The following is an 11,078-nucleotide window of genomic DNA, read 5'->3' on the forward strand; positions in this document are numbered from 1 at the left end:
CGCTTCAAGGACCTGATCGCCAGCGGCGCCACCACCATCCTGCAGACCGACGCGACCGTGTGCGGCGGCATCACCGAATGGCGCCGCATCGCGGCCACGGCGGACAGCCACGGCATCACCGTCGCGCCGCACGCGTGGCACGACGTGCACATCCACCTGGCCGCCAGTGCGCCCAACGCAACCTACGTGGAATGGATGCCGGACGATCACATCGTCAACTTCCGCCGCCTCATCGACCGACAACTGCAGGCCGAGGACGGCAACCTGCTGGTGCCCACCGAGCCCGGACTTGCCTTCCGGTTCAGCGACGACGCCATCGCAGAATACGGCGTCGTCTATCCCGGCGAACGCGATCGCTGGCAGGTCGTGCGTTGACCACGGCCGCTCCCGCGCTGGGCCTGCTGCTGTCGGCCAAGGTCGACCGCGCGCATGGCCCGCGCCTCGATGACCTTGCGCAAGGGGCCGGCGTGCGTCTGCAACGCCATCGGATCGAAGACGCCGATCCCGCGCGTATCGACGTGGCGTTCTTTTCTCGCGACCTGTACGAAGGCAGTTCGCTGCGCAAGCCCGGCCCGCTGTCCGACGCCTTCTTTCGGGTGTCGGACGCAGCACCCGGGCTGCGCTGGCTGCACGTCTGTTCGTCGGGACTGGACCTGCCACAGTATGCGCACACGTTGGCGAGGGGCGTCCCCGTCACGGCGTCCACCGGCGTCACCGCCGCCCCCATCGCGCAGACCGCCGTGGCGGCCATCCTGGCGCAGTCGCGCGGCTTCGACCGCTGGCTCGCCTCACAGGCGCGGCGTGCATGGCAGCCGCTGACCGGCGACGCCCGGCCACGCGATCTGTCGTCGATGCAGGTGCTGGTGCTAGGCGCGGGCGCCATCGGGCAGGAGATTGGGCGGTTGTGCTCGGCCCTGGGCCTGCGCACGACGGCCGTGCGCAGGCATGCCGAGCCGCTGGCCGGCTTTGACGACGTCATGCGCATGGCGCAGTTGGACGACGCCCTGCCCTATTGCGACTGGCTGGTGCTGGCGCTGCCGTTGAACGCCGAGACGGCCGGCATCATCGATGCGCGCCGACTGGCCCTGCTGCCGCGCGGCGCGCGCATCGTCAACGTCGCGCGCGGCGAGCTGGTGGATGAAGCCGCGCTGACGGATGCGCTGGCCACGGGACGGCTGGCGGGCGCTTACCTCGACACGTTTACGGAAGAACCGCTGCCGCAGGCGTCGCCGCTATGGTCGCTGCCATCGGTGTGGATCAGCCCGCACAACAGCGCCGCGTCCCTCGGGCACGAGGACCGCGTCGTTGACTGCTTCGCCGATCAGTTCCGGCGGTGGCTGGCACGTCATGCGGGGAAGTTGGGCAATACGAACTGCTAACCCCGTCATCCAGGTTCCTTTTGCATCGACCCATCAACGGGCAGCATCCTCGCGCTCTGGTCCCGGGGACTGGCCAAGGCGTCACTCAGACGAATCCGGCGAGTATTTCTCGGCGTTTGCCGAATGCGCTTAAATATCGCTTTAAATGGGGACTTGCTTCCCAAGGCCCGCAGCGCCAATGTGCGCCTGCCCGCGCCTCATCAAAAGCCATATCCAGATTCCGGAGTCTCTGCCTTGTTCCGCAGATTTGAAAGCCAGCTCAATCCGTTCCCTTCCGAGAACGTCCCCCCGCCCCCAACGGGATTCTTCGCGTTCCTGTGGTTCTGCACGCACGGTTCGCGCCGCTACATCGCTGCGCTGGCGATCCTGAGCGCGGCGGTGTCCATCTACGAAGCGTGGCTCTTCGCCTTTCTGGGGCAGGTCGTCGACATGCTCACCGCCTGGAAAGCCGGCGAGGCCGCGTCGGCGCACGAACGGCAGGTTCTGTGGGGCATCGCCATCGTGCTGTGTGTCAGCGTTGGCGTCGTCGCATTACGCACGCTGGTCCAGCATCAGGTCCTGGCGATCAACCTGCCGCTGCGCCTGCGCTGGGACTTTCACCGCATGATGCTGCGGCAAAGCCTGTCTTTCTTTTCGGATGAATTCGCTGGCCGCGTCACTACCAAGGTCATGCAGACCGCGCTAGCCGTGCGCGAAGTGCTGCTCACCTTCTGCGAAATCGTGCTCGGCATCGCCGTCTATTTCGTCACCATCGTTGCGCTGGCTGGCGGCTTCGACTGGCGCCTGATGCTGCCCTTCATCGGCTGGATGGCGCTTTACGGCCTGGCCATGATGTATTTCGTGCCGCGGCTGGGTAAGGTCGGCAAGGAGCAGGCCCATGCCCGCTCGTCCATGACGGGACGCGTCACCGACGCCTACACCAACATCACCACCGTCAAGCTCTTCTCGCACACCAACCGCGAGGCCCGCTTTGCGCGCGCCGCCATGGAGGACTTCAAGGAAACCGGCTACCGCCAGATGCGTCTGGTCAGCCAGTTTGAAATCGTCAACCAGGCGTTGGTGTCCGCGCTGATCCTGGCGGCCGGCGGCTACGCGCTGTGGCTGTGGCACGGCAACGAAATCGGCACCGGCGCAGTGGCCGCCGTCACCGCCATGGCGCTGCGCGTGAACGGCATGTCGCACTGGATCATGTGGCAGATGACCTCGCTGTTCGAGAACATCGGCACCGTGCAGGACGGCATCGCCACCCTGACCCACGTCCCGAAGGTGCAGGACGCGCCCAATGCCGCCACCCTGCACGTCACGCAAGGCGAAGTCCGATTCGACGACGTCTATTTCAACTACAACAACGAGCGCCAGGTCCTTGACGGCCTGACCCTCACCGTGCGTCCCGGCGAAAAGATCGGCCTGGTCGGCCGCTCCGGCGCCGGCAAATCGACGCTCATCAACCTGCTGCTGCGCTTCTACGACGTCGAGCGCGGCCACATCCGCATCGACGGCCAGGACATCTCGCAGGTCACGCAAGACAGCCTGCGCAGCGCGATCGGCATGGTTACGCAGGACACGTCGCTCCTGCACCGCTCCATCTGCGACAACATCGCCTATGGCCGTCCCGACGCCAGCCGCGAAGAGATCCGCGCCGCCGCGGCCCGCGCGCAGGCCGACGACTTCATCGAGCAGCTCAGCGACTCGCACGGCAACACCGGCTACGACACGCTTGTCGGCGAACGCGGCGTCAAGCTGTCGGGTGGACAACGCCAGCGCATCGCCATTGCCCGCGTCATGCTCAAGAACGCGCCCATCCTGCTGCTGGACGAAGCCACCAGCGCGCTGGATTCGGAAGTGGAAGCCGCCATTCAGGAAAGCCTGGACGAAGTCATGCAGGGCAAGACCGTCATCGCCATCGCCCACCGCCTGTCGACAATCGCCGCCATGGACCGGCTCATCGTGATGGACCAAGGCCAGATCATCGAACAGGGCAGCCATGCGGAACTGCTGGCAATGAACGGCGTGTACGCGCGCCTGTGGCGGCATCAGAGCGGCGGCTTCCTGGCCGAAGAACCGAGCCAACCGGTTTGATCAAGAGACCCCATTGACAGGTTTGGTTGCACTTTATTAGGGACACAATACAGACCCGATCGGATAATCCCGGCGCTATTCGAAAAGGATCTTTATTTTGAAGTTGAAAGCTGCACTCCTCATTTCCGCGCTGACCGCTGTCGTCGTTGCGCCCGCCAATGCCGCGTCCCCGCGTTCGGTCGACGCCCGCACGTTTGACGTCGCTGGCGTCAAGACGGGCATGGACTTCGACGAAGCGCTCGCCGCCACGGCCAAAAATTTCCACGTCAGCAAGAAAGACATCCGGATCGGTTACGCGACGAACAACCCCGTCACGAACACCAAGATGCCGATGAATTTCAGCTACGACAAGGACGGCGTGAGCTTCATCGTCCACTTCGAGCCACGCGTGCCCGTCGACAAGCAACGGCCGCTGGCTGTTTCCCAGATCCGGTATGAACTGCCGTGGACCCCGGCCAACAAGGACTCCATGGGCAAAGCGGTGCTGGAAAAATACGGCCGCCAGTCCAACTATCCCAACGACCTGGTCATGGAGTGGTGCGCCAAGCCCAGCACGAACCCCGGCATGGGCTGCTCACCGGACCTGACGCAAGCAGTATTGAAATACAGCGGCGTCAGCATCCAGATGCACGACCCGTCATGGATGAACGCCCGGATCGAGTATGTGGATCGCAGCAATACCAGAAAGCCCAGCTTCTAAGGGCTTCGGAAATTCCGGATCGGATGCGCCTTCGCGTTAGCGGGGTGCGCCTCCCCCGCCACTGTTATCTGGCTGCTGGCGCGGAAAATTCTCCGGCTGCGCCGCCGCCTCGTCTCTCTTCAGTTCCGCCACGCGGGCGCGCACAATGGCGTCCGAGTCCGCGGGCTGGCCCATGTCCAGCGGCTTGCCATGATTGCCGGCCTGACCAAAGCGAACGCGCACCACGCGCGGGTCAGCCGCTGAAACCACCATGTCGCCCTCGCCGTTCGGTCTCTCCATGGCCGCATCTCCACATTGCGAGGTCCAATCCGGCGCGAGGATGTACCACGCGACAGCGGCAATCGCTATGGCGGCGCCGCCAAACCAGGCCCAAAGCGGTCCGGGCAAAAGGGCCTTGAGCAGGCCGCCCCGCTCCAGTTGCGCGACATGTCTGTCAAATTCGTGCTGGCACAACGCGTTCAATTCGGCGATCGCCTGACGGCGTGTGACGTTGCCGGAAAACGCGCCCTCGGTCGCGGCCAACTCGAACATTTCATCCAGATCCAGATCGGACAGGATTTCTTCTGTCGCCAGCCAGACCAGGGCGCCACCCAGCGTCACGAAGGGCGCCACCGGCATCGCTTCCAGCCGCATCAGCGCAGCAGCATGGTGGTCGGCGCGAATGATGCCGTCGACACGCAGGCGCTCAAGCAGCGCGAGGGGAGCCTGCGTCATGCCGGCATGCCAAACAAAAGGAACGCGCGTTGGCGCAACATGGATTGAGCACTCCCCAGTAACGATGTCGATGGATGATCCCTTGCGGCACAGAAAGCCGACTCGGATTCGCTCATGACGACGAAAGCAAGGAGTGCTTCGCCATCGATTTTCGACGTCGTTTTACCAGGGGCTATCAGCTCTTATTGCCCTTCGTTGGCTGTCAGTTGATTGAAGTCAGCACAGATCTCAATTGCACGAATCGCACCACATATTCGATAGGCATCGATGGAAATTTTCCTGCACCGACCCACGCGCCAGGTAATCGAGACCGCCCCCGCGGTCAGGCTCAATATGCGAGCTGCGCGGGAAGCGTCTCGACGAGCCAGTCGATGAATACGCGCAGCCGATGCGTCACATGCCGGTTGTGCGGATACACCACATGAAAGGGATAGGGCTGCGGCCGCCACGGCTTCAGGATCTCGACGAGGACGCCGCTCTTTAACGCGGGGCCGGCCGCATACGTGAAGGTCTGCACAATTCCCAAGCCCGCCAGCGCCGCCGCCAGATGCGCGTTGCTTTCGTTGACGCCGACACGATGCTCGACCTTGATCTCCGTTTTTTGTCCATCGCGTTCAAAGCGGAAAGGAAATGCGCGGCCATTCTGCGGCGACAGATAGCTGACCAGCTTGTGGCCGTTCTTCAACTCGTCCGGATAGGCCGGCGTGCCGAACTGCTTGAGGTACCCCGGCGTGGCGCAGGTAATCAGATCGGCAGTGCCGATCAGCCGCGCCACCAGCGAAGAATCGTCAAGCGGACCGCCGCGGATCACGCAATCGACGTTGTCGCTGATCAGATTGACGGGGCGGTCTGACACCCCAAAGTCGATCCGGATATCCGGATAGCGCGTCAGAAAATCGGAGATCGCGGGGATCAACACGTCGCGTGCGGTGGAACCGCCCACGTCGATGCGCAGGTGTCCTTTCGGCTTGCCTTGCACGGCATTGAACGACCCGTCGATATCTTCGAGGTCGCGCACGATGCGCAACGCCTTCTCGTAATACTCGCGGCCCTCCGGCGTGACGGTGACGCGCCGCGTCGTCCGTTGCAGCAGGCGCACGCCAAGGTGCGCCTCCAGGTCCTGCACGATCTTGCTGAGCGTGGCATTGGGCATATCCAGCGAGTCCGCCGCCCGCGTGAAACTGCCCGCCTCCACCACGCGGGCAAAACCGCGAATCGCTGTCAATTGATCCATGCCGAAAACTCCCAGAGATGAAGCGATTATCCATAAACATGCATAGTCATTTCAATCTTGCTGGATTTACTCATCATTCCGGCAACTTGCGCAGGAGTGACCATAGGCGCCTATTTTTCAGTGATGCAGGTGCTCGGGAGGGATTGTCCGGCAATGGCGAACGCTTGCCAGAAGCCTGGGGCTACCTGCGCGTGAACAAGATCGGATGGCTGAGGCTTTTCGTCTCGCGCAGAACTGACCCAAACAGGCGCATTCAACACAAGCAGGGAATCGACGAGGCTTGGCGGCAGGCTGAATGCCCGAAACTTCATCGTTGGATTCAAGTTCCAGGCCGGAACCTTCTGAATGCAAGCAGTGGAGCGGGTGAAGGGAATCGAACCCTCGTATGAAGCTTGGGAAGCTGCCGTTCTACCATTGAACTACACCCGCTCGGGTGTCGTGCCGCGGCCATGGGCCGGGCAGAGCCGCGATTATAGCGCGGCTTTTTTTGGTCGGGGCGGGTCAAAAAAGCCCGCCCCATTCGACCGAAAAGCCGCAGCTATCAATTCGCCGTGATGTTGGCGGCCTTGACCACCTTGCCCCAGCGGTCCAGCTCGGTCTGCGTGTAGGCGCCCAGTTCCTTCGGACCCATGAAGATCGCCTCGGCGCCCTGCTCGGCGGCCTTCTTGCGGAACTCGTCGGTCTTCATGATCTTCTGGATCTCACCCGCGATCTTGTCGACGACCGGCGCGGGCGTGTCCTTCGGTGCGTACATGGCGAACCACGACGAGACGATCAGATCGGGGTAGCCGGCTTCGGCGGCGGTGGGCACGTCGGGCAGCGACGGCAGGCGGGCGTTGCCCGTGACCGCCAGCGCGCGCAGCTTGCCTGCGGCGATCTGCCCCAGCAGCGGCGGCGGCGTGGTGATGGTCATGTCGACGGCGCCGCCCAAAAGATCGTTCAGCGCGGGGCCGGTTCCCTTGTAGGGAATGTGCGTGATCTGCGTGCCGGCCATCTGGTTGAGCAGTTCCGTGGCGACCTGCTGCAGCGAGCCGTTGCCCGACGACGCGTAATTCAGCTTGCCCGGATTGGCCTTGGCGTACGCGACCAATTCCTTCAAGGACTTGATGGGCAAATCGGGACGCACGACCACAACTTGCGGAGCGGACAGCACGTTGGCAACCGGGGCGAAGTCCTTGATGGGGTCCCAGCCGGCGGCGGGCGTCACGTGCGGCGTGATGACCTGAAAGCCCGAGTACTGCAACAGCAGCGTGTAACCGTCCGGCTTGGCGCGGGCCACGGCCTGCGCGGCGATGCCGCCCGAGGCGCCGGGCTTGTTCTCAACGACGACGCTCTGGCCCAGCGCCACGCCCAAGGGCTGCGCGATCAGGCGGGCGGCGATGTCGGTAGTGCCGCCCGGTGCGGCGGACACGATCAGCGTGACGGGACGGTTGGGGAATTCGGCCTGTGCGCTGGCCGCGCCGGCGGCGGCGATCAGGGCGAAGGCGGCGCTGGTGCGCAGGGCGGTGGGCAGGCGGAAAGAGGCCATGCGTTGTCTCCTGGGTATTGTTTTATCTATGGGTGGTGTCGGGTGCTGCAGGTACTGCTTAAAAAAACAATCAATCAGGCGTCGGCCGGAAACCGTTCGGCCAGCCACGCGGGCGGCGCGTGCAGGGCCAGCCTTGGCCCCGCCTGCAGCAATGCGTTGGACAGATCACGCTGGACCAGGCCGGGCAGGCTTCGCACGATGGCCAGCAACGGCTCAAGCGACACGCCCGTCTCCACGCCCATGCAGGCAAACATGTGGACCAGTTCTTCGGTGTTGACATTGCCGCTGGCGCCCGGCGCGTAAGGGCATCCGCCCAGGCCGCCGGCAGCGGCGTCAAAGCGGGTGATGCCGGTTTGCCAGGCCGCGATGGCGTTGGCCAGCGCCATGCCGCGCGTGTTGTGCAGGTGTACGGTCAGCGCCGTGTCGGGCAGGCGCGCAGCCGCCTGTTCGCACAACGCGGCCACTTGGGTCGGAAACGCCATGCCCGTCGTGTCGCACAGCGTGATGCCGGCAGTGCCCGCATCGACCAGACGCGCCGCCAGATCCAGCACCGTGTCCGCGGGCACATCGCCATCGAACGGACAGCCGAACGCGGTCGACAAGGACACGTTGCACGGCGCGCCAGCCTTTGCCGCGGCGGCCAGCACCTGCGACAACTCGGCAAACGACTGGTCGCGCGTCATGCGCAGGTTGGCGCGGTTGTGCGTCTCGCTGCACGACATGACGAGGTTCATCTCGTCGGTGCCGGCCTCCAGCGCGCGTTCCAGCCCGCGTACGTTCGGGACGAGCGCGGTGTAGATCACGCCCGGACGGCGGCGGATGCGGCGCATGACGTCGACGGCGTCCGCCAGCGCGGGAATGGCTTTGGGGGAGGTGAAGCTGGTGACCTCGATACGGGCGAAGCCGCAGTCGGAAAGCGCATCCACGAAGGCGACCTTGTCGTCGGTGGGCACCATGGTCTTCTCGATCTGCAGGCCATCGCGCGGGCCGACCTCGTTGATCTCGATGCGGGCGGGTCCGTGGTTCATGCAATCACTCCCTTGGCGCGCAACGCGGCGCGCTGTTCTTCGGTCAAGCCTGCGGACGCCAGCACCGTGTCGGTGTGTTCGCCGAGCGTCGGCGCCCGTTCGCGCACCGCGCCCGGATTGGACGACAGGTACGGGAAGACGGCGGGCATTTCCACCTGCACGCCTGCCGCGGATTCCATCGAGGTGATGGCGTTGCGGGCGCGGTAGTGCGGATCCTTGGCAATATCGGCGATGGAATAGATGCGGCCGGCCGGCACGCCCGCTTCCAGCATCGCGGCCAGCACGTCGTCGATCGGCCGTTCCTGCGTCCACGCGCCGATGGCGGCGTCGATCTCTTCCACGCGGCGCGCGCGGCCGTCGTTGTGCGCCAGCGCCGGGTCCTGCCCCAGGTCGTCGCGGCCGATACGCGCCATCAGACGGGTGTAGATGGCGTCGCCGTTGCCCGCGATGAGCACGTAGCCGTCCTGGCACGGATAGGCGTTGGACGGCGCAATGCCGGGCAGCGACGCGCCGGCGGGCTCACGCACCGCGCCGAACACCGAATACTCGGGCAACAGGCTCTCGCTGAGATTGAAGAGGCTTTCATACAGCGCGGTGTCGATCACCTGCCCCACGCCGCCGCGCGCATCGCGTTGATACAGCGCCAGCATCACGCCCAGCGCGCCATGCAGGCCGGCGATGGTGTCGCCCAGCGACAGGCCGGCGCGCACCGGCGCGCGGCCGGGCTCGCCGTTCAGATAGCGCAGGCCCGCCATGGCTTCGCCGATCGCGGCAAAGCCCGGTTCGCGCGCCTTGGGGCCGGTCTGGCCGTAGCCCGAAATGCGCAACATGATCAGGCGGGGATTCAGTTCGTGCAGGGCTTCCCACGACAAGCCCCACTTTTCCAGCGTGCCGGGGCGGAAGTTTTCAATCAGTACATCGGCCTCGCGCGCCAGCATGCGCACGATGTCCTGGCCTTCCTGCTGCCGCAGGTCGACGCAGACCGACTGCTTGTTGCGCGACTGCGCCTCCCACCACACCGAGGTGCCCTCGTGCAGCAGACGCCACTTGCGCAGCGGATCGCCCTGGCCCGGCGGTTCGATCTTGATGACCTGCGCGCCAAAATCCGCCAGCGTCTTGGCCGCGAAAGGCCCCGCGATGAGTTGTCCCAGTTCCAGCACACGAATGCCGGCAAGAATCTGCCCTGCCATATCGCCTCCCAGGCGCGTCTTACGGTAGTGATGGAAGGCAGTGTGCGCGCAAAGCGGCGCGATGCGGAATGGACAATCGGGGAAAGGGGCATTCCCGGAACGAGAAACCCCGGGCTAACCCTCAGCCCTCGCCGCGCAAATGGGCCAGCAGCAGCCGCGCAGCCACGGTCAGGGTGTCGGCGTCGCGCACGCCCAGAAGCAGCCAGCGGCGCGCCCACTCGTCGGTCAGCGGGATCAGCCGGATCGGCATGGACCGCGCGTGCGGCTCGGCGGCGATTCGCGGCAGGATGCCCACGCCGCGCGTGGCCGCCACCATGCGGCAGATGGCATCAAAACTGCGCACCTGGATGCGCAGCCGCATTGCCCGGCCCATGCGGCCGCTTTCTTCCGACAGCCGGGTCGCCAGCGACGTCGCGGGCGGCAGGCCGACGTAGTCGTAGGCCAGCGTGTCCGCAAACGCGACCTGCGGCTCGGCGGCGAGCGGATGGCGCTGCGGCACGATGAGCACCAGCTCGTCCAGGCGATAGGGAAAGGTGGCAAGGCCGTCTGCGGGCGTACGGTCGGCAAAGACGCCGATGTCCGCACGGTTCTCCAGCACGGCGGTGACGATGTCGCTGCTGTTCTGCTCTTCCAGGTCGATGCGCACGGCAGGGTGCTCGTCCATGAAGGCGGCCAGGTCTTCAGGCAGGAACTGTGTCAAGGACGAGGTATTGGCGGCGATACGCACCTGTCCTCGCACCCCTTGCGCGAAGTCGGACAGCGCGCCGGCCATTTGCTCGACTTCCTGCAGCACCCGCAGCGCGTGCACCAGGCACGCCTGGCCGGCGTCGGTCAGCTCCACGCCGGCGGCATTGCGAAACAGCAGGGGCGAACCCAGCGCGGCTTCCAGGTCCGAGATCCGCTTGCTGGCCGCGCCCACCGCCAGATGCGACTGGCGCGCGCCCGCCGAGATGCTTCCCTGGCGCGCCACGGCGACAAACAGGGCAAGCGTGACGAGGTCGATCCGGGCAAAGTTCATGAAAAAGGTCTACGGCGCAGGGAAACCGGGCTGAAACTATAGCCGCAGGCGGCCGGGATAAATGCGTCCCTGTTTTAGTCCCTATGACCGGCTCCGCGCGGACAGACCTGCCACTACAATCCCGCCTATGAATACGAACAACCCCACCAACAGCTCCACGAACACCCCTGCGGACCTCCCCGCAGACGCGCCCGCCACGCCCGCCGCC

10 protein-coding genes and 1 tRNA gene are annotated in these 11,078 nt (G+C 65.1%); 4 read left to right on the plus strand and 7 right to left on the minus strand.

Annotated elements, in window-relative coordinates; genetic code table 11:
- From AC6LJW_RS28895 to AC6LJW_RS28910, 4 genes are all read left to right on the plus strand, one after another.
- A partial coding sequence (locus AC6LJW_RS28895) for an enolase C-terminal domain-like protein (protein ID WP_498088917.1) occupies positions 1–375 on the plus strand: 375 nt, incomplete at its 5' end.
- A complete protein-coding gene (locus AC6LJW_RS28900) occupies positions 372–1,379 on the plus strand; it encodes a D-2-hydroxyacid dehydrogenase (RefSeq protein WP_498088918.1) in 1,008 nt (335 codons plus the stop codon). The genes AC6LJW_RS28895 and AC6LJW_RS28900, both read left to right, overlap by 4 nt.
- A 234-nt stretch (positions 1,380–1,613) precedes the next feature.
- Positions 1,614–3,458 (plus strand): ABC transporter ATP-binding protein, encoded by a 1,845-nt coding sequence (locus AC6LJW_RS28905; RefSeq protein WP_498088919.1) that lies wholly within the window; start codon positions 1,614–1,616, stop codon positions 3,456–3,458.
- Positions 3,459–3,561: 103 nt separating this feature from the next.
- On the plus strand, positions 3,562–4,158 hold the full coding sequence (locus tag AC6LJW_RS28910) for a hypothetical protein (protein WP_498088920.1): 597 nt from the start codon (positions 3,562–3,564) through the stop codon (positions 4,156–4,158).
- A 36-nt stretch (positions 4,159–4,194) separates the two neighbouring features.
- Here the strand turns inward: AC6LJW_RS28910 and AC6LJW_RS28915 are convergent, their stop codons facing one another.
- From AC6LJW_RS28915 to AC6LJW_RS28945, 7 genes are all read right to left on the minus strand, one after another.
- Positions 4,195–4,872, minus strand: a complete 678-nt coding sequence (locus tag AC6LJW_RS28915; RefSeq protein WP_498088921.1) for a hypothetical protein — start codon at positions 4,870–4,872, stop codon at positions 4,195–4,197.
- A 328-nt stretch (positions 4,873–5,200) separates the two neighbouring features.
- A complete protein-coding gene (locus tag AC6LJW_RS28920; protein ID WP_498088922.1) occupies positions 5,201–6,106 on the minus strand; it encodes a LysR family transcriptional regulator in 906 nt (301 codons plus the stop codon).
- Positions 6,107–6,461: 355 nt separating this feature from the next.
- Positions 6,462–6,535, minus strand: a tRNA-Gly gene (locus tag AC6LJW_RS28925).
- A 112-nt stretch (positions 6,536–6,647) separates the two neighbouring features.
- Positions 6,648–7,634 carry a Bug family tripartite tricarboxylate transporter substrate binding protein gene (locus AC6LJW_RS28930; RefSeq protein WP_056559396.1) on the minus strand — a complete coding sequence of 329 codons (987 nt, stop codon included), beginning with the start codon at positions 7,632–7,634 and terminating at the stop codon, positions 6,648–6,650.
- Between the two features lie 74 nt (positions 7,635–7,708).
- On the minus strand, positions 7,709–8,662 hold the full coding sequence (locus AC6LJW_RS28935; protein WP_498088923.1) for a hydroxymethylglutaryl-CoA lyase: 954 nt from the start codon (positions 8,660–8,662) through the stop codon (positions 7,709–7,711).
- Entirely contained in the window at positions 8,659–9,852 is a 1,194-nt protein-coding gene (locus tag AC6LJW_RS28940; RefSeq protein WP_498088924.1) for a CaiB/BaiF CoA transferase family protein, read from the minus strand. The genes AC6LJW_RS28935 and AC6LJW_RS28940 overlap by 4 nt, the downstream gene beginning before the upstream one ends.
- 121 nt (positions 9,853–9,973) lie before the next feature.
- Positions 9,974–10,870 carry a LysR substrate-binding domain-containing protein gene (locus AC6LJW_RS28945; protein WP_056559405.1) on the minus strand — a complete coding sequence of 299 codons (897 nt, stop codon included), beginning with the start codon at positions 10,868–10,870 and terminating at the stop codon, positions 9,974–9,976.
- Positions 10,871–11,078: the final 208 nt, after the last annotated feature.

This window comes from Achromobacter sp. 1012554356, from assembly GCF_059760815.1.

Excerpts from the sequence above, each read along its gene's own strand:
- AC6LJW_RS28915 (WP_498088921.1), bottom strand. The coding sequence starts at position 4,872 with ATGACGCAGGCTCCCCTCGCGCTGCTTGAGCGCCTGCGTGTCGACGGC.
- AC6LJW_RS28945 (WP_056559405.1), bottom strand. The coding sequence starts at position 10,870 with ATGAACTTTGCCCGGATCGACCTCGTCACGCTTGCCCTGTTTGTCGCC.
- AC6LJW_RS28940 (WP_498088924.1), bottom strand. The coding sequence starts at position 9,852 with ATGGCAGGGCAGATTCTTGCCGGCATTCGTGTGCTGGAACTGGGACAA.
- AC6LJW_RS28920 (WP_498088922.1), bottom strand. The coding sequence starts at position 6,106 with ATGGATCAATTGACAGCGATTCGCGGTTTTGCCCGCGTGGTGGAGGCG.
- AC6LJW_RS28930 (WP_056559396.1), bottom strand. The coding sequence starts at position 7,634 with ATGGCCTCTTTCCGCCTGCCCACCGCCCTGCGCACCAGCGCCGCCTTC.
- AC6LJW_RS28935 (WP_498088923.1), bottom strand. The coding sequence starts at position 8,662 with ATGAACCACGGACCCGCCCGCATCGAGATCAACGAGGTCGGCCCGCGC.